19 protein-coding genes are annotated in these 18,745 nt (G+C 56.2%); 10 read left to right on the top strand and 9 right to left on the bottom strand.

Going from position 1 to position 18,745, the window contains the following annotated elements:
* Positions 1-184 precede the first annotated feature (184 nt).
* Genes cmoB through ACOTX4_RS13440 form a run of 5 tightly spaced genes read right to left on the bottom strand, consistent with a single transcriptional unit; the run spans position 185 to position 3,765 of the window.
* Positions 185-1,156, bottom strand: a complete 972-nt coding sequence (gene cmoB / locus ACOTX4_RS13460; RefSeq protein ID WP_003859733.1) for a tRNA 5-methoxyuridine(34)/uridine 5-oxyacetic acid(34) synthase CmoB — start codon at positions 1,154-1,156, stop codon at positions 185-187.
* Positions 1,153-1,896, bottom strand: coding sequence for a carboxy-S-adenosyl-L-methionine synthase CmoA (cmoA, locus tag ACOTX4_RS13455; RefSeq protein WP_003859735.1), 744 nt, complete (start codon positions 1,894-1,896; stop codon positions 1,153-1,155). Before cmoA ends, cmoB begins: the two co-directional genes overlap by 4 nt.
* A 40-nt stretch (positions 1,897-1,936) precedes the next feature.
* A complete protein-coding gene (locus ACOTX4_RS13450; RefSeq protein ID WP_003859737.1) occupies positions 1,937-2,332 on the bottom strand; it encodes an MAPEG family protein in 396 nt (131 codons plus the stop codon).
* Between the two features lie 51 nt (positions 2,333-2,383).
* Positions 2,384-3,202, bottom strand: coding sequence for a DUF72 domain-containing protein (locus ACOTX4_RS13445; protein ID WP_123060428.1), 819 nt, complete (start codon positions 3,200-3,202; stop codon positions 2,384-2,386).
* A complete protein-coding gene (locus ACOTX4_RS13440) occupies positions 3,199-3,765 on the bottom strand; it encodes a hydrolase (protein ID WP_063937667.1) in 567 nt (188 codons plus the stop codon). Before ACOTX4_RS13440 ends, ACOTX4_RS13445 begins: the two co-directional genes overlap by 4 nt.
* A 262-nt stretch (positions 3,766-4,027) precedes the next feature.
* Between ACOTX4_RS13440 and aspS the strand changes: the two genes are divergently transcribed.
* The 6 genes from aspS (at position 4,028) to ruvB (ending at position 9,283) form a co-directional block, all read left to right on the top strand.
* Positions 4,028-5,800, top strand: coding sequence for an aspartate--tRNA ligase (gene aspS, locus ACOTX4_RS13435; protein WP_048210293.1), 1,773 nt, complete (start codon positions 4,028-4,030; stop codon positions 5,798-5,800).
* A 1-nt stretch (position 5,801) separates the two neighbouring features.
* Positions 5,802-6,245: a dihydroneopterin triphosphate diphosphatase gene (gene nudB / locus ACOTX4_RS13430; RefSeq protein ID WP_003859745.1), complete on the top strand. Its 444-nt coding sequence runs from the start codon at positions 5,802-5,804 to the stop codon at positions 6,243-6,245.
* Positions 6,246-6,272: 27 nt separating this feature from the next.
* Complete coding sequence (locus tag ACOTX4_RS13425; RefSeq protein ID WP_003859747.1) at positions 6,273-7,013, top strand: YebC/PmpR family DNA-binding transcriptional regulator; 741 nt, start codon at positions 6,273-6,275, stop codon at positions 7,011-7,013.
* A gap of 34 nt (positions 7,014-7,047) precedes the next feature.
* A complete protein-coding gene (ruvC, locus tag ACOTX4_RS13420) occupies positions 7,048-7,569 on the top strand; it encodes a crossover junction endodeoxyribonuclease RuvC (RefSeq protein WP_063937665.1) in 522 nt (173 codons plus the stop codon).
* 80 nt (positions 7,570-7,649) lie between these two features.
* A complete protein-coding gene (ruvA, locus tag ACOTX4_RS13415; protein ID WP_003859751.1) occupies positions 7,650-8,264 on the top strand; it encodes a Holliday junction branch migration protein RuvA in 615 nt (204 codons plus the stop codon).
* Positions 8,265-8,272: 8 nt separating this feature from the next.
* Entirely contained in the window at positions 8,273-9,283 is a 1,011-nt protein-coding gene (ruvB, locus tag ACOTX4_RS13410) for a Holliday junction branch migration DNA helicase RuvB (RefSeq protein ID WP_003859753.1), read from the top strand.
* Between the two features lie 52 nt (positions 9,284-9,335).
* Here ruvB and znuB read toward each other — a convergent pair whose 3' ends face one another.
* Both znuB and znuC read right to left on the bottom strand, forming a co-directional pair.
* Positions 9,336-10,121, bottom strand: coding sequence for a zinc ABC transporter permease subunit ZnuB (gene znuB, locus ACOTX4_RS13405; protein ID WP_003859755.1), 786 nt, complete (start codon positions 10,119-10,121; stop codon positions 9,336-9,338).
* On the bottom strand, positions 10,118-10,873 hold the full coding sequence (znuC, locus tag ACOTX4_RS13400; protein ID WP_003859757.1) for a zinc ABC transporter ATP-binding protein ZnuC: 756 nt from the start codon (positions 10,871-10,873) through the stop codon (positions 10,118-10,120). Before znuC ends, znuB begins: the two co-directional genes overlap by 4 nt.
* Positions 10,874-10,950: 77 nt before the next feature.
* On the opposite strand from znuC, the gene znuA reads away from it, so the two are divergent.
* The 3 genes from znuA to lpxM all read left to right on the top strand — a co-directional run bounded on the left by znuA (position 10,951) and on the right by lpxM (position 14,319).
* On the top strand, positions 10,951-11,895 hold the full coding sequence (gene znuA / locus ACOTX4_RS13395) for a zinc ABC transporter substrate-binding protein ZnuA (protein ID WP_003859760.1): 945 nt from the start codon (positions 10,951-10,953) through the stop codon (positions 11,893-11,895).
* Positions 11,896-11,910: 15 nt separating this feature from the next.
* Positions 11,911-13,230 carry a murein DD-endopeptidase MepM gene (gene mepM, locus ACOTX4_RS13390; protein ID WP_003859762.1) on the top strand — a complete coding sequence of 440 codons (1,320 nt, stop codon included), beginning with the start codon at positions 11,911-11,913 and terminating at the stop codon, positions 13,228-13,230.
* 117 nt (positions 13,231-13,347) lie between these two features.
* Positions 13,348-14,319, top strand: a complete 972-nt coding sequence (gene lpxM / locus ACOTX4_RS13385) for a lauroyl-Kdo(2)-lipid IV(A) myristoyltransferase (RefSeq protein WP_022651444.1) — start codon at positions 13,348-13,350, stop codon at positions 14,317-14,319.
* 43 nt (positions 14,320-14,362) lie between these two features.
* Here lpxM and pyk read toward each other — a convergent pair whose 3' ends face one another.
* Positions 14,363-15,805, bottom strand: coding sequence for a pyruvate kinase (gene pyk, locus ACOTX4_RS13380; protein ID WP_003859767.1), 1,443 nt, complete (start codon positions 15,803-15,805; stop codon positions 14,363-14,365).
* A gap of 114 nt (positions 15,806-15,919) precedes the next feature.
* Positions 15,920-16,789 carry a MurR/RpiR family transcriptional regulator gene (locus ACOTX4_RS13375; protein WP_003859769.1) on the bottom strand — a complete coding sequence of 290 codons (870 nt, stop codon included), beginning with the start codon at positions 16,787-16,789 and terminating at the stop codon, positions 15,920-15,922.
* A 356-nt stretch (positions 16,790-17,145) separates the two neighbouring features.
* Between ACOTX4_RS13375 and zwf the strand changes: the two genes are divergently transcribed.
* Entirely contained in the window at positions 17,146-18,621 is a 1,476-nt protein-coding gene (gene zwf / locus ACOTX4_RS13370; protein ID WP_003859771.1) for a glucose-6-phosphate dehydrogenase, read from the top strand.
* Positions 18,622-18,745: the final 124 nt, after the last annotated feature.

Here is an 18,745-nt window from a genome sequence, read left to right as displayed (position 1 = left end):
GGGGCCTTTTTTTCTCCTTCATATTTCAAGCCGCAGCCGCGTTGGCCGCCTCGCTCACCCCGGTCACTTACTGATGTAAGCTCCCGGGGATTCGCTGCGTTGCCGCCTTGCTGCAACTTGAACTATTTTGGAGAAAACGTGCGACGCGTAGGCCGGGTAAGGCGCAGCCGCCACCCGGCACAAACTACGGCTTCGTCGCAATCAATACCGCACGCATCGGGGCCGGATAGCCTTCGATGGTTTTACTGTGATCGTCCGGGTCGAGGAATTGCTCCAGCGATTCGGTGATCATCCAGTCGGTGCGACGCTGTTCTTCAATCGACGTCACGCACACATCGGCGATGCGTACATCGACAAACCCACATTTCTCCAGCCAGTTCTTCAGCGCCAGCGCGGAAGGGATGAAGTAAACGTTGCGCATCTGCGCATAGCGATCGCCCGGCACCAGAACGGCATGTTCATCGCCTTCGATAACCAACGTTTCGAGCACCAGTTCGCCGCCGCTGACCAGCTGATCTTTCAATTGCCAGAGATGCTCCAGCGGGGAACGACGGTGGTACAGCACGCCCATCGAGAAAACGGTATCAAAGGCTTTCAGGGCAGGGAGTTGCTCGATACCCAGCGGCAACAGGTGCGCACGCTGGTCGTTACCCAACAGCTTACGCACCGCTTCAAACTGGCACAGGAACAGCTGCATCGGATCGATACCGACGACCAGATGCGCGCCTGCGCCGATCATGCGCCACATGTGATAGCCGCTACCGCAGCCCACGTCCAGAATGGTGCGCCCGGTCAGGTCGGATAAATGCGGCAGAACGCGATCCCACTTCCAGTCAGAGCGCCACTCGGTGTTGATGTTTACGCCGTAAAGTGAAAACGGCCCTTTGCGCCACGGCATCAGGTTACGCATCAGCGTTTCGATGCGGTTGATCTGCCCGGCCGGGAGCGGTTCTTCGCTCTCCGCCGTCACGCTGTGCAGTAAATCCAGACGATGAGGCGTCAGTTCAGGCAGAAACTCCACGGCGTTGGACCACTGCTTCAACAGACCATGCTGCTGATCGCGCTGCCAGGTGGCAATTTGCGCAGGCAGGGTTTCCAGCCAGTGGGAAAGATGGTTTTTGGCAATCAGCTGATAGAAATTACCGAACTCGATCATGCTGCGTCTCCGGCTTTCAGCGCCACCAGAGAACCAAAGTTAAAGCACTGGAACCACAGTTCGCTGTGTTCAAATCCGGCTTTGCGCAGGCGCGCTTTGTGGGTTTCTACGGAATCCGTCAGCATGACGTTTTCAAGCATGCTGCGTTTCTGGCTGATCTCCAGCTCGCTGTAGCCATTTGCACGCTTGAAATCATGGTGCATGTTGAACAGCAGTTCGCCCACGCTGGCGTCTTCAAAGCTGAATTTCTCAGACAACACCAGCGCGCCGCCCGGGTTCAGGCCTTGATAAATTTTATCCAGCAACCGCTGACGATCGTCCGGCACCAGGAACTGAAGGGTAAAGTTCAGAACCACCATCGAGGCGTTCTGGATGTCGATATCGCGGATATCGCCTTCTACCACCTCCACAGGCGTAGGGGCTTTATACGCGTCAATGTGGCGACGGCAGCGTTCGACCATGGCCGGTGAGTTATCGACAGCCACAATCTTGCAGCCTTCGTGATGAACGTTACGACGAATGGACAGCGTTGCCGCTCCCAGCGAACAGCCCAGGTCATAGACCTGCGTGCCGGGTTGAACAAAACGCTCCGCCAGCATGCCGATCATGGAGATAATATTGGAATAACCGGGAACAGAGCGCTGGATCATATCCGGGAAGACTTCGGCTACCCGTTCATCAAAGGTCCAGTCGCCCAGGCTGGCGATAGGCGCGGAAAAAAGCGTGTCGCGATCTGACATAACGTAAAAATCCGGGAAAAATAAAGGGGCATATTGTGCGCTAATGGAAGGAGAAAACCAACTCCCACGGCATATACCAAAGGTTAGCCAGCACCATCAGCAAAAGCGAGCACCAGGTCGCGCTCATGCCGGAACGACGCCAGCGGATCAGGCGGTGGTGAAAACCATAATAATGCATCAAACGCCCTGCTATCAGCAGCAGCCCGCAGACGTGCACCATCCAGGTTTCAGCGCCATCCATCTCCATTAACAGCAGTAAAATTAACGCGACGGGAATGTACTCGACCGCGTTGCCGTGGATCCGGATTGCGCTTTGCAGCTCAGAAAAGCCCCCGTCACCGTACGAGACGCGGTACTGCATTCTCAGGCGCACAACATCAAATGAAAACTTAATCAGCAGTAATGCACCTAACACCGCATACAGCGCGCTGACCATACTAACTCCCTGTTTTTGGCAGATGGCACGTCTCTATGATAGGGGGTGATTTCAGAAAAGAGAAGATTGTTGTGGGATGGACGGCGCGGGGCCAACCGACGGAACCGCCTGCTGCAAGGCCTGCCAGAGAGCATCGACCAGTTCAGGCGCCTTTGCGATATCCGGCGTATGTAAAAAAAGGTACGGCGTGGTGGTGTGCTCCCATTTCGCCAGCGTTTGCAGCCAGACGGCGAACATCTCCTCATTTTGCTGCATGTTATCGCTGCCGATAAACCGGACCATCGGGTTCTGCGCCGTTACGATCGCATGGACGGGCACTTTCGGTTTTTTGCGCTGGGCATCAACAACGGCTTCGCTGTGCGGGATTGCGCTGTGCACGGGGCGGCTGTCGAGGATCACGCGGTTGACCGATCGTTCATGCAGGCCGCGATTGAGCGCTTTCTCCGCGTCGCCTTTGGCAAAGAATTCCGGATGCCTCACTTCTACGCCGTAGGTGAAATCAAGTGGCAGGGCCTCGAGAAACTGCCAGAGGGCGGGCAGGTCGCGTGGGCCAAACGCGGCGGGAAGCTGGAGCCAGTACTGGCCAATACGGTTGGCCAGAGGCGACATCCGGGTGAAAAACTCGTGGGTTAAATCATCGCAGTTGCGCAGCGCGGCGTTGTGGGAGATGGTCGCCGGGAATTTAAAGCAAAAGCGGAAGTCGTCGGTGGTTTGCTCACGCCAGCGTTCGACGATCTCCGCGCGGGGCAGGGCGTACAGCGTGGTATTGCCCTCCACGCAGTTAAAGTGTCGGGCATACTCTTCAAGGCTGGTAATACCCAGGCGCACCCATTTCGGGTGCGACCACTGGGGCAGGCCCACGTACATCATAGCGCGCTGAGGATCTCATCCGTGCTGCGCACGCGACTGATACGCGGGAAGATATGGGTCATGCTGCACTGGTGCTGATCCGCAGAGGCTGCGCTGCACGCATCTTCCGCGATCACCAGGTTAAAGCCCAGCTCCCAGGCGTTACGGGCGGTGGATTCCACACCGATATTGGTGGAGATCCCGCACAGAATAATCGTGTCGATCCCGCGACGGCGCAGCTGGAGCTCCAGGTCGGTGCCGTAGAATGCGCCCCACTGGCGTTTGGTGACTTCTATATCGCTGTCGCGTTTACCGAGCGAGACAGGATATGTCCACCAGTTGTCCGGCAGCGCCTGCGCCGGGGCCTGAGCATCAACCGGCTGTTTTAACGCTTCGGCGAAATCAGCGGACCAGCCGACGCGCACCATAACAACAGGCGAGCCGCTGGCGCGGCATTTTTCTGCCAGGCGCGCAGCGCGGCTGACCACATCGTCAGCGGTGTGCGGACCACCGGCAAAAGGCAGAATGCCTTCCTGTAAATCAATGACCACAAGGGCGGTTTTGGTGGCATCAAGTGTAAACATCGTCGCTCCCGTCAAATGATTGCTTTTCTACACCTTACGACGTGATGGCCTGTTATCGGTCGGATAATTTTGTTAATTTTTGTGAGAATAGGCAATAAGAGTTCAGCAAACGCGCGTCAGGCCGTGCTTCGCTCTTATCGTGCGGCAGAATTTCCAGTATAATAGCCGCCTTTTTTCATCCAGTTGTGACATACAGAAAGCTGCGACATCGTAGCCTGCGAGACAGGCGACAATCAGCCTGCGGCTAATTAAGGGATATCTCATGCGTACAGAATATTGCGGGCAGCTGCGTCAGTCCCACGTCGGGCAGCAGGTCACCCTGTGTGGTTGGGTCAATCGTCGTCGCGATCTTGGTAGCCTTATCTTTATTGATATGCGTGACCGCGAAGGTATCGTTCAGGTGTTCTTCGATCCGGATCGCGCTGATGCGTTGAAGCTGGCTTCTGAGCTGCGCAATGAGTTCTGCATTCAGGTGACGGGCACCGTGCGTGCGCGTGACGAGAAAAACGTCAACGCCGACATGGCGACCGGCGCTATCGAAGTGCTGGCGTCCGATCTGACGATCATCAACCGCGCGGAAGCGTTGCCGCTGGACTCCAACCACGTCAACACCGAAGAAGCGCGTCTGAAATACCGCTACCTGGATCTGCGTCGTCCGGAAATGGCTCAGCGCCTGAAAACCCGTGCGAAAATCACCAGCCTGGTGCGCCGTTTTATGGATGACCACGGTTTCCTTGATATCGAAACCCCGATGCTGACCAAAGCCACGCCGGAAGGCGCGCGCGATTACCTGGTGCCATCCCGCGTCCATAAAGGCAAATTCTATGCGCTGCCGCAGTCTCCACAGCTGTTCAAACAGCTGCTGATGATGTCTGGCTTCGATCGCTACTATCAGATCGTGAAATGCTTCCGCGACGAAGACCTGCGCGCTGACCGTCAGCCAGAATTTACCCAGATCGATGTGGAAACCTCCTTCATGACCGCTGAGCAGGTGCGTGAAGTGATGGAAGCCCTGGTGCGTAGCCTGTGGAATGACGTGAAAGGCGTTGAGCTGGGCGATTTTCCAATCATGACCTTCGCGGAAGCCGAGCGTCGCTACGGCTCCGACAAACCAGACCTGCGTAACCCGATGGAGCTGGTGGACGTGGCAGACCTGGTGAAAGCCGTTGAGTTCGCGGTCTTTGCTGGCCCGGCTAACGATCCGAAAGGCCGCGTGGCTGCCCTGCGCGTTCCGGGCGGAGCGGCTCTGAGCCGTAAGCAGATCGACGACTACGGCAACTTCATCAAGATCTACGGCGCGAAAGGTCTGGCCTATATTAAAGTAACCGAGCGTGCAAAAGGTCTGGAAGGCATCACCAGCCCGGTGGCGAAATTCCTGAATGCGGACATCGTGGAAGCGATCCTTGAGCGCACCGGCGCGCAGGACGGCGACATGATCTTCTTCGGCGCAGACAACAAGAAAGTGGTTGCGGATGCGATGGGCGCACTGCGTCTGAAGCTTGGCAAAGACCTGAACCTGACCGACGAAAGTAAATGGGCGCCGCTGTGGGTGATCGACTTCCCGATGTTTGAAGACGACGGTGAAGGCGGCCTGACCGCGATGCACCACCCGTTCACCTCGCCAAAAGACATGACGGCGGCAGAGCTGAAGGCAGCACCGGAAGACGCGGTGGCAAACGCCTACGATATGGTCATCAACGGCTACGAAGTGGGCGGTGGTTCCGTGCGTATTCACAGCGGTGAAATGCAGCAGACCGTGTTCGGCATCCTGGGCATCAACGAACAGGAGCAGCGCGAGAAGTTCGGCTTCCTGCTGGACGCGCTGAAATACGGTACGCCTCCGCACGCGGGTCTGGCTTTCGGTCTTGACCGTCTGACCATGCTGCTGACCGGCACCGATAACATCCGTGATGTGATCGCCTTCCCGAAAACCACTGCCGCCGCGTGTCTGATGACCGAAGCGCCAAGCTTTGCCAACCCGGCCGCACTGGCTGAGCTGGGCATTGAGGTGGTGAAGAAGGAAGAGAAAAACTGATATGGCATATAAGCGTCCCGTTTCGGTTCTGGTGGTCATTTATGCAGAAGACACGAAGCGGGTGCTGATGTTGCAGCGGCGCGACGATCCGGATTTCTGGCAGTCGGTTACCGGCAGCCTGGAAGAGGGGGAGACCGCACCGCAGGCCGCCGCGCGTGAAGTAAAGGAAGAGGTCGCCATTGATGTTGCTTACGAGCAACTGACCCTGAAGGACTGTCAGCGCACGGTGGAGTTTGAAATTTTTAGCCATTTACGTCATCGCTATGCACCGGGAATTGAGCGCAATACGGAATCATGGTTCTGCCTTGCGCTTCCCCATGAGCGGGAGATCGTGTTCACGGAACACCTGACCTACCGCTGGGTGGATGCGGCGGATGCCGCCGCACTGACCAAGTCGTGGAGCAACCGGCAGGCGATTGAAGAATTTGTAATTAACGCTGCCTGAGAAGGCGCGATTTTTGGAGAACTTTTTATGGCAGGTCATAGTAAGTGGGCCAACACCAAACACCGCAAAGCGGCACAGGATGCCAAACGCGGTAAAATCTTTACCAAAATCATTCGTGAGCTGGTGACAGCGGCGCGTCTGGGCGGCGGCGATCCGGCCTCTAACCCACGTCTGCGTGCAGCGGTGGATAAAGCCCTGTCCAACAACATGACGCGTGACACCCTGAACCGTGCAATCGCACGTGGCGTGGGCGGTGATGAAGACGCGAACATGGAAACCATCATTTATGAAGGTTACGGTCCTGGCGGTACGGCGGTGATGGTTGAGTGTCTGTCCGACAACCGTAACCGTACCGTTGCGGAAGTGCGCCACGCGTTCACCAAAACCGGCGGCAACCTGGGCACTGATGGTTCTGTAGCGTACCTGTTCAGCAAAAAAGGCGTCATCTCCTTCGAGAAAGGCGACGAAGATGCGATCATGGAAGCGGCGCTGGAAGCCGGTGCGGAAGACGTGGTGACCTACGACGACGGCGCTATTGATGTTTACACCGCATGGGAAGAGATGGGTGCCGTGCGCGATGCGCTGGAAGCGGCTGGCCTGAAGGCGGATAACGCTGAAGTCTCCATGATCCCGTCTACCAAAGCGGACATGGATGCGGAAACCGCACCGAAACTGCTGCGTCTGATCGACATGCTCGAAGACTGCGACGACGTACAGGAAGTGTACCACAACGGTGAAATCTCTGATGAGGTTGCAGCGACTCTCTGATGAGAGCGTGTAGATCCGTTACAGGAGACGCGTGATGTCGATTATTCTCGGGATTGACCCAGGCTCACGCGTCACCGGGTATGGCGTTATCCGTCAGGTGGGACGCCAGTTAACCTACCTCGGCAGTGGGTGTATTCGCACCAAAGTGGACGATCTGCCGTCGCGCCTGAAGCTCATCTATGCGGGCGTGTTGGAGATCATCACTCAGTTTCAGCCGGACTATTTCGCCATAGAGCAGGTCTTTATGGCGAAAAACGCTGACTCGGCGTTAAAGCTCGGTCAGGCGCGCGGCGTGGCGATTGTTGCCGCCGTGAACCAGGATCTGCCGGTGTTCGAGTATGCGGCCCGTCAGGTTAAGCAGACGGTGGTGGGCATTGGTAGCGCGGAGAAAAGCCAGGTGCAGCACATGGTGCGTACCCTGCTGAAGCTCCCTGCGAACCCGCAGGCCGACGCCGCGGATGCGCTGGCCATTGCGATTACCCACTGTCACGTCAGCCAGAATGCGATGCAAATGAGCGAGTCGCGGCTCAATCTGGCGCGAGGCAGGTTACGATAATGACAAATCAGGCTGGATGTTTATCCAGCCTTTTTTTATTATGTCGGCAGATAATTTCTTCCAGAACGCAGGAGCGTCACGTGATAGGCAGACTCAGAGGCATCATCATTGAAAAACAACCCCCGTTAGTGCTGCTGGAAGTGGGTGGCGTGGGCTATGAAGTCCATATGCCGATGACCTGCTTCTACGAGCTGCCGGAGGCGGGCAAAGAGGCGGTTGTCTTTACCCAGTTTGTGGTGCGTGAAGACGCTCAGCTGCTGTACGGATTCAATAACAAACAGGAACGCACCCTGTTCCGCGAATTGATCAAAACCAACGGCGTCGGGCCGAAGCTGGCGCTTGCGATTCTGTCCGGTATGTCAGCGCCACAGTTTGTGAACGCCGTTGAGCGTGAAGATCCGGCTGCGTTAATTAAACTTCCGGGCATCGGGAAGAAAACTGCCGAGCGTTTAATTGTCGAGATGAAGGACCGCTTTAAAGGTCTGCATGGCGATCTGTTCACGCCGGCAGCCGATCTGGTGCTGACTTCCCCGGGCGCGCCTGCATCGGATGATGATGCCGAGCAGGAAGCGGTTGCCGCGCTGGTGGCGCTGGGCTATAAACCTCAGGAGGCCAGCCGGATGGTGAGCAAAATTGCTAAACCGGATGCCAGCAGTGAAACCCTGATTCGTGAAGCGCTGCGCGCTGCATTGTGAGGTAAAGGATGATTGAAGCAGACCGCCTGGTATCGGCAGGCACCATTCAGCCAGATGACGTGGTGGATCGCGCGATCCGTCCCAAACTGCTGGATGAGTATATCGGCCAGCCGCAGGTTCGTTCTCAGATGGAGATTTTCATCCAGGCGGCAAAGCTGCGCGGCGATGCGCTCGATCACCTGCTGATTTTTGGTCCGCCGGGGTTAGGTAAAACCACCCTGGCGAATATCGTCGCCAACGAAATGGGCGTTAACCTGCGTACCACTTCCGGCCCGGTACTGGAGAAAGCAGGGGACCTGGCGGCGATGCTGACCAACCTCGAACCGCATGACGTGCTGTTTATCGACGAGATCCATCGCCTGTCGCCGGTGGTGGAGGAAGTGCTCTATCCGGCAATGGAGGATTACCAGCTGGATATCATGATCGGTGAAGGTCCGGCCGCGCGCTCGATCAAAATCGATCTGCCACCGTTTACCCTGATTGGCGCCACGACCCGTGCCGGCTCGCTGACCTCTCCACTGCGTGACCGTTTTGGTATCGTGCAGCGTCTGGAGTTTTATCAGGTGCCCGACCTTCAGCATATTGTGGGGCGCAGCGCGCGCTACATGGGGCTGGATATGAGCGAAGAGGGGGCGTTTGAAGTGGCGAAGCGCTCCCGCGGTACGCCGCGTATCGCCAACCGCCTGCTGCGCCGGGTGCGTGACTTTGCCGAGGTGAAGCACGACGGCACTATATCGGCCGAGATCGCCGCCCAGGCGCTGGATATGCTGAACGTCGATGCTGAAGGTTTTGACTATATGGACCGTAAGCTGCTGCTGGCGGTGCTGGATAAGTTCTTTGGCGGGCCAGTAGGGCTGGATAACCTGGCGGCGGCAATTGGCGAAGAGCGTGAGACTATCGAAGATGTGCTGGAGCCGTATCTGATCCAGCAAGGCTTCTTGCAGCGTACCCCGCGCGGTCGTATGGCGACGGTGCGGGCGTGGAATCATTTCGGCATTACGCCGCCCGCGATGCCGTAAGTAGCGATAAATTCTAGCCCCGGTAAGCGAAGCGCCACCGGGGACATGCTGACTACTGCGCGGTCTTTTTCATCATACTGAAAATAAACAACACCGCCGCGCACAATACCACCGACGGCCCCGCTGGCGTGTCATAAAACGCCGAGAAGGTTAACCCGCCCGTCACCGCAATCATTCCGATAATCACCGCGATACCGGCCATTTGCTCCGGCGTACGCGCAAAACGGCGCGCCGTGGCGGCAGGGATTATCAGCAGCGACGTGATGATCAGCGCGCCGACAAACTTCATCGCCACGCCGATGGTTAACGCCGTCACCAGCATCAACAGCAGCTTCACGCGCTGAAGCTTCACGCCGTCGACAAAGGCCAGATCCGGGCTGACGGTCATCGCCAGTAAACTCCGCCACTGCCACAGCAGGATCCCGAGCACCACCGCCACGCCAATGGCAATGGAAATGAGATCTTCGGGCGTGACGGCCAGCAGATCGCCAAACAGGTAGGCCATCAGATCTACGCGGATGTTTGACATCAGGCTCACTACCACCAGGCCCAGCGACAGGGCGCTGTGCGCCATAATGCCGAGCAGGGTATCAATTGCCAGGTGAGGGCGTTTTTCCAGCCAGACCAGACCGGCAGCCAGCAGCAGCGTGACGACAATCACCGCATAAAACGGGTTCACGTCCAGTAATAAACCAAACGCGACACCCAGCAATGAAGCATGGGCCAGCGTATCGCCGAAATAGGACATTCTGCGCCAGACGACAAACGAGCCGAGTGGACCCGCGGCGCAGGCAAGCATAATCCCGGCCAGCCAGCCGGGCAGTAACAGTTCAATCATGAGTGTCCATTTCCCCGACGCAGGACAATTCGTCCCTGTAAATCATGGCGGTGATTGTGATTATGGCGATAGATGCCCAGCTGTTCGGCGCCACGATGGCCAAACATGGAGATAAATTCGGGATGCATTGACACCACTTCCGGCGTGCCGGAACAACAAATGTGATGGTTCAGGCACAGTACTTCGTCGGTTTTGGCCATCACCAGATGCAGATCATGGGAGACCATCAGCACCGCGCAGTTAAGCTCCCGACGGAGCTGGTCAATCAGATCGTACAGCGCAACCTGACCGTTGACGTCAACACCCTGCGTCGGCTCGTCCAGGACCAGCAGCTGAGGGCTGCTGAGCAGGGCACGGGCAAGCAATACGCGCTGGGTTTCACCGCCCGACAGCTTTTGCAAGGGCGCCTCAACAAGATGTCCCGCCTGAACGCGTTTCAGCGCCGGGAGGATATCCGCTTTACGCGTACCGGGACGGAGGCGCAGGAAGCGGCTCACCGTCAGGGGCAGGGTGGCATCAAGATGTAATTTTTGCGGCACATAGCCGATACGCAATTTGTCTTCGCGGACGATAACACCTGCGTCAGGGGCTACCAGGCCTAATACGACGCGCACCAGCGTCGATTTGCCTGCACCGTTAGGGCCGAGCAGCGTGAGTATTTTGCCGGGCTTCAGATTCAGCGACACGTCAGAAAGGACGCGGCGCTGGCCGAATGAGACCGAAACATTTTCAAGAGAAACTAAAGTCGTCATGTCAATTTAAGCTTGCAGAAGTCATCGAATGTTATAATATCACATTCCACGCATTCATTACGATGATTAGTCGCATTATGTTACAGAAAAATACGCTTCTTTTCGCAGCTTTATCCGCTGCTCTTTGGGGTACAACAGCACAAGATGTTAACGCCGCTGTTGTCGCTTCGCTTAAACCGCTTGGATTTATCGCCTCTGCCATCGCGGACGGGGTCACTGAGACACAGGTTCTGCTGCCTGACGGGGCTTCCGAGCATGATTATTCTCTGCGTCCATCTGATGTAAAACGCTTACAGAACGCGGACTTAGTCGTCTGGATTGGTCCTGAGATGGAAGCGTTCATGCAGAAGTCAGCCAGACAGCTTCCCGCTGAGAAACAGGTGACGATTGCCGGGCTGTCCGGCGTGAAACCGTTACTCATGAAAGGAGCTGAGGACGAGGGTGATGAGCATGACCACGACCATGCTCATGGTGAAAAAGGTGACGACCATCACCATCACGGTGAATACAACATGCATCTCTGGCTCTCCCCAGAGATAGCGCGGCTTACAGCGGTTGCAATCCACGACAAATTAGTGGAACTTATGCCGCAAAGTCGAATCAAACTCGACGCCAACCTGAAGGATTTTGAGGCTCAATTAGCCGCAACCGACAAACAGGTGGGTAACGAGCTCGCACCGCTTAAAGGAAAAGGGTACTTCGTTTTTCATGATGCCTACGGGTATTACGAGAAACATTACGGTCTGACCCCGCTGGGGCATTTTACCGTCAACCCTGAAATTCAGCCTGGTGCGCAGCGTTTACATGAAATCAGAACACAGTTGGTTGAGCAAAAAGCGACATGCGTTTTTGCTGAGCCACAGTTCAGGCCAGCGGTCGTAGAAGCCGTGGCCAGGGGAACATCCGTGCGCATGGGAACCCTTGACCCGCTAGGTACGAACATCCAGTTGAGCAAAGCGAGCTATTCGCAGTTCCTCAGCCAACTGGCGAATCAGTATGCGAGCTGCCTGAAAGGAGATTAACGAGGAAGTGAATACGTGCAACAGATAGCCCGCTCTGTCGCCCTGGCATTTAACAATCTGCCTCGACCCCACCGCGTTATGCTGGGGTCGCTTACAGTTCTCACATTAGCGGTCGCCGTCTGGCGGCCCTATGTTTACCACCCGAGTTCCGCCCCAATCATCAAAACCATCGAACTGGAGAAGAGCGAGATCCGCTCTCTGCTGCCCGAGGCCAGCGAGCCTATCGATCAGGCCGCTCAGGAAGATGAAGCGATTCCCCAGGATGAGCTGGATGACAAGATCCAGAATGAAGCTGGCATTCATGAATATGTTGTATCCACTGGCGATACGCTGAGCAGCGTCCTGAACCAGTACGGTATCGACATGGGCAACATCAGCCAGCTCGCCGCATCCGATAAAGAGCTGCGTAACCTGAAAATTGGTCAGCAACTTTCCTGGACCTTAACGCCCGACGGCGATCTGCAACGTTTGACCTGGGAGATGTCCCGTCGCGAAACCCGCACCTACGATCGCACTGCAAACGGTTTCAAAATGACCAGTGAATTGCAGCAGGGCGACTGGGTTAACAGCGTCATGAAAGGGACCGTCGGCGGCAGCTTTGTTTCCAGCGCACGCGATGCCGGCCTGACCAGCGCTGAAATCAGCTCGGTGATCAAAGCCATGCAGTGGCAGATGGATTTCCGCAAACTGAAAAAAGGCGATCAGTTCTCTGTCCTGATGTCCCGCGAAATGCTGGACGGTAAGCGCGAGCAGAGCCAGCTGGTGGGCGTTCGTCTGCGTTCAGACGGCAAAGACTACTACGCTATTCGCGCGGAAGACGGTAAGTTCTATGACCGCAGCGGTACGGGTCTGGCAAAAGGCTTCCTGCGTTTCCCAACGGCGAAACAGTTCCGCGTCTCCTCCAACTTTAACCCGCGTCGTCTGAACCCGGTAACGGGCCGCGTAGCGCCGCACCGTGGCGTTGACTTCGCTATGCCGCAGGGCACGCCAGTGCTGGCGGTAGGAGATGGTGAAGTGGTCATGGCGAAACGCAGCGGTGCTGCTGGCTATTACGTTGCTATTCGTCACGGTCGTACGTACACCACCCGCTACATGCACCTGCGTAAACTGCTGGTCAAACCGGGCCAAAAGGTGAAACGTGGCGATCGCATCGCGCTGTCCGGTAACACCGGCCGGTCGACGGGGCCGCACCTGCACTATGAAGTGTGGATCAACCAGCAGGCGGTTAACCCGCTGACGGCGAAACTGCCGCGCACCGAAGGGCTGACCGGAAAAGATCGCAAAGATTACCTGGCGCAGGTGAAAGAGGTGATGCCGCAGCTGCGCTTCGACTAAGCTCTCCTGATTTAAAAAGCCGGCGTCAGTATGCGCCGGCTTTTTCTTTTGTGCGCGGGCGGCAGCCTCGCTACACTATCCGCATATATTTTTGCGTCACCAGACCCTGGAACCCGCATGGAAACCAAAAAAAACAATATTGAGTACATTCCTGAGTTTGAAAAATCTTTTCGCCACCCGCGTAACTGGGGCGCCTGGATTGGCGTATACGCGTTTGCTGGCATGGCGTTGCTACCTGCTTCCCTTCGCGATCCGGTGCTCGGTAAAGTGGGGCGCCTGGCAGGGCGCTTGGGTAAAAGCGCGCGCCGACGCGCGCAAATAAACCTGTTGTACTGTTTCCCGGATAAAAGCGACGCCGAACGCGAAGCAATCATTGATGACATGTATACCACTGCGCCGCAGGCGATGGCGATGATGGCGGAACTGGCGCTGAAAGGGCCGGAGAAGATCGTCGAACGCGTTGACTGGAAAGGGCTGGAGATCATCGACGAGATGCGTCGCAATGATGAAAAGGTGATTTTCCTGGTGCCGCACGGCTGGGGGGTCGACATTCCGGCGATGTTAATGGCGTCGCAGGGCCAGAAAATGGCGGCGATGTTCCATAATCAGGGAAACAAAATCTACGATTTCGTCTGGAATACCGTGCGCCGTCGCTTTGGCGGACGCTTGCACGCCAGAAACGATGGCATTAAGCCTTTCATTCAGTCGGTACGTCAGGGTTACTGGGGCTACTATCTGCCCGATCAGGACCATGGTCCTGAGCACAGCGAGTTTGTCGATTTCTTCGCAACCTATAAAGCCACGCTACCAGCGATTGGTCGCCTGATGAAAGTCTGCCGCGCCCGCGTGATCCCACTGTTCCCGGCTTATGACGGTAAAACGCATCGCCTGAGCATTGAGGTACGTCCGCCGATGGACGATCTGCTGACCGCAGACGATCACACCATCGCACGCCGCATGAATGAAGAGGTGGAAGTGCTGGTGGGGCCGCATAAGGAGCAATATACGTGGATCCTGAAGCTGCTCAAAACGCGTAAACCTGGCGAAACAGAGCCGTACAAGCGTAAAGAACTTTTCCCGAAGAAATAGGAAACCTTCACCCCTCTCCCCTTAGGGGAGAGGGGATCAGAGCTTACTCTACGGTCAGTACGCGGGTGGTATTGGTTGAGCCGATGGTGCTCATCACGTCACCCTGCGTCACGATAACGATATCACCGGATACCAGATAACCTTTGTCGCGCAGCAGGTTCACGGCATCGTGCGCGGCGGCCACGCCGTCGTTGGTGCTGTCGAAGTATACTGGCGTCACGCCGCGATAAAGCGCCGTCAGGTTCAGCGTACGCTCGTGACGGGACATGGCGAAGATCGGCAGACCGGAGCTGATACGGGACGTCATTAGCGCGGTACGGCCAGATTCGGTCATGGTGATGATCGCCGTGACCCCTTTCAGGTGGTTGGCTGCGTACATCGCGGACATCGCAATCGCTTCTTCCACATTGTCGAACTGGATATCCAGGCGGTGCTTGGAGACGTTAATGCTTGGGATCTTCTCTGCACCCAGGCAGACGCGCGCCATGGCGGCCACGGTTTCCGCCGGATACTGGCCCGCCGCGGTTTCCGCTGACAGCATCACCGCGTCAGTACCATCCAGCACGGCGTTCGCCACGTCCATGACTTCTGCACGGGTCGGCATTGGGTTGGTGATCATGGATTCCATCATCTGGGTGGCGGTGATCACCGCGCGGTTCAGCTGACGCGCGCGACGGATCAGCGCTTTCTGGATACCGACCAGTTCAGGGTCGCCAATTTCCACGCCCAGGTCACCACGGGCAACCATCACCACGTCAGACGCCAGGATCACGTCGTCCATCGCGTCCTGATCGCAGACCGCTTCAGCGCGTTCCACTTTTGCAACGATTTTCGCATCGCAGCCTGCATCGCGCGCCAGGCGGCGAGCATAGTTCAGATCTTCACCGCAGCGCGGGAAGGAGACGGCCAGATAATCCACGCCGATCTGCGCTGCGGTCACGATATCCGCTTTGTCTTTATCGGTCAGCGCTTCGGCAGACAGGCCACCGCCGAGTTTGTTGATGCCTTTGTTGTTGGAGAGCGGGCCGCCGACGGTCACTTCGGTGAATACCTTCATACCCTGAACTTCCAGCACTTTCAGCTGTACGCGTCCGTCGTCCAGCAGCAGGATGTCGCCAGGCACAACGTCAGCAGGCAGACCTTTGTAGTCGATACCCACTTTTTCCTTATCGCCTTCGCCTTTGCTCAGGTTGGCATCCAGCAGAAATTTATCGCCGATGTTGAGGAAGACTTTACCTTCTTTGAAGGTCGATACGCGGATTTTTGGACCTTGCAGGTCACCGAGGATAGCAACATGGCGGCCCAGTTTAGCTGCGATTTCACGCACTTTGTCGGCACGTAATTTATGGTCTTCTGGCGTACCGTGAGAGAAGTTCATACGCACCACGTTAGCACCCGCGGCGATAATCTTTTCGAGGTTATTATCGCGGTCGGTGGCCGGGCCTAAGGTGGTGACGATCTTGGTTCTGCGAAGCCTTCTGGACATGTAATACTCCGTTGACTGAAACAACTTTGGTGTTGCGTGAACATAGAATCGGCCTTCATCTATCGCAAGGCAGTAGCGAGGGGACCGAATGCCGTAAATCGTACTTCGTCGTTATTAGGGAACATCGCTCTTTATAAGCAATTCTTTATCAAAACGCGATTCTTTCAGGGCTTCCTTGACCCGCTTCAAGTTATCCCGGAATTTTGCGCCCCGGCGTAAGGTAAAACCGGTCGCCAGCACGTCGATGACCGTCAACTGCGCCAGGCGGGAGACCATCGGCATGTACATGTCGGTATCCTCCGGTACGTCCAGGGTAATGGCGAGCGTCGCTTCCCGGGCGAGCGGCGTACCTGCCGTCGTCAGGGCGATGACCATCGCATCGTTGTCACGCGCGAGCTGCGCCAGCTCCACCTGGCTCTTGGTGCGGCCCGTATGAGAGATGAGTACCACGACATCATCTTCGCTACAATTCATACAGCTCATGCGTTGCAGCACAATGTCATCGGAGTAAATCACCGGCACGTTAAAGCGAAAGAACTTATTCATGGCGTCATGCGCCACGGCGGCGGACGAGCCAAGGCCAAAGAAGGCAATCCGTTTGGCCTGCGTGAGAAGATCGACCGCGCGATTTACTGAACTCATGTCCAGAGACTGGCGAACGTGGTCGAGCGTGGCCATTGCCGATTCAAATATTTTTGCGGTGTATGCATCAACGCTGTCGTCTTCATCGACATTGCGATTAACATACGGGGTGCCGTTTGCCAGACTTTGGGCCAGATGCAGTTTAAAATCAGGAAAGCCGCGCGTGTCCAGACTACGACAGAATCGATTGACCGTCGGTTCGCTGACGCCCGATTCCTGTGCCAGAGCGGCGATGCTTGAATGAATCGCCTGAGCGGGCGCGGCGAGAATAACTTCAGCCACTTTGCGCTCGGATTTGCTAAGGTGTTCCAGTTGAAACTGGATTTTTTCCAGCATGTTCATTGTTAACAAGACGCTCATGAGGGCATAAACGATTTCATAAAGAGATGAAACCTTGATTCGATTTAGCCGATATTACCCCCAGGACTCCCGAAAGGGTAATCGTCGACAAGAAATGTTGTTGTTTTTTTTCATTACTTGATCGACGTCGGGTTTTGCTCTGACCCCGTTGCGCAAAGAATCGACGTTTGTTGCGTCATCAGACGGGCGTAATGGCCCAGGCGACGAAAAATCACCGTATCGCACGTGACGTTAAGCGCTAATGGTTTCAGGAAACGCGTAAAAGCAGTACAGTGCATTGTAATAAAATTACAACGATACCTGGCAGAGTACCAGGCGATCTAACTGAGGAGAATGACATGGCGGTAACGCAAACAGCCCAGGCATGTGACCTGGTCATTTTCGGCGCGAAAGGCGATCTTGCACGCCGAAAATTGCTGCCTTCCCTGTATCAGCTCGAAAAAGCGGGCCAGATCCATCCCGACACCCGGATCCTTGGGGTAGGGCGCGCAGACTGGGATAAGGAGGCTTATACCAAAGTCGTGCGTGAGGCGCTCGAAACGTTCATGAAAGAGAAAATCGATGAAAGCCTTTGGGATAAGCTGAGCGGGCGTCTCGATTTCTGCAACCTGGACGTCAACGATGTAGGCGCCTTTACCCGTCTGGGTGAAATGCTTGACCAGGAAAATCGTGTCACTATTAACTATTTCGCCATGCCGCCAAGCACCTTCGGCGCCATCTGCAAAGGTCTGGGCGAGGCGAAGCTGAACGCCAAACCGGCGCGCGTAGTGATGGAGAAACCGCTGGGTACGTCGCTGGCGACCTCGCGTGAAATCAACGACCAGGTAGGCGAGTTCTTTGAGGAGTGTCAGGTTTACCGTATTGACCACTATCTGGGCAAAGAGACGGTACTGAACCTGCTGGCGCTGCGTTTTGCCAACTCCCTGTTTGTGAACAACTGGGACAACCGCACTATCGACCACGTGGAAATTACCGTGGCGGAAGAGGTGGGCATCGAAGGCCGTTGGGGCTACTTCGACCAGGCCGGCCAGATGCGTGACATGATCCAGAACCACCTGCTGCAAATTCTGTGCATGATTGCCATGTCTCCACCGTCAGATCTGACGGCCGACAGCATTCGTGACGCCAAAGTGAAAGTGCTGAAATCACTGCGCCGTATTGACCGCTCCAACGTGCGTGAGAAAACCGTGCGCGGCCAGTACACCGCAGGTTTTGCCCAGGGGAAAAAAGTTCCTGGCTATCTGGAAGAAGAGGGCGCGAACAAGTCCAGCAACACCGAGACGTTTGTGGCGATCCGCGTGGATATCGACGACTGGCGCTGGGCCGGTGTGCCGTTCTACCTGCGTACCGGGAAACGTCTGCCAGCAAAATGCTCCGAAGTGGTGGTCTACTTCAAAAATCCGGAACTGAACCTGTTCAAAGAATCCTGGCAGGAACTGCCGCAGAATAAACTGACCATCCGTCTGCAACCGGACGAGGGTGTGGATATTCAGATCCTGAACAAAGTGCCGGGTCTTGATCACAAACACAACCTGCAAACCACCAAGCTCGACCTGAGCTACTCTGAAACCTTCAACCAGACGCATCTGGCCGACGCTTACGAGCGTCTGCTGCTGGAAACCATGCGTGGTATCCAGGCGCTGTTCGTCCGCCGCGATGAAGTGGAAGAGGCGTGGAAGTGGGTCGACTCCATCACCGAAGCGTGGGCAGCCGATCAGGACGCGCCAAAACCGTATCAGGCGGGAACATGGGGACCTGTCGCCTCCGTTGCGATGATCACCCGTGATGGCCGCTCCTGGAACGAGTTTGAATAACCACCTTCTCTAGCCCAAAGGTGTTATTTTACCGGTAACATGATCTAACACAGCAAGTGGCATAATTTTTATCTTTTAAGCTCCGCGTGGATTCACCCGCGGAGCTTTTTTTATTACACTCCCT

The sequence above is a fragment of the Enterobacter cloacae complex sp. IR5459 genome, from assembly GCF_049238005.1.
Taxonomy (GTDB): domain Bacteria; phylum Pseudomonadota; class Gammaproteobacteria; order Enterobacterales; family Enterobacteriaceae; genus Enterobacter; species Enterobacter hormaechei_C.
The sequence above is the reverse complement of the archived record's forward strand: the minus strand, read 5'-3'. Positions and strand labels throughout refer to the sequence as shown.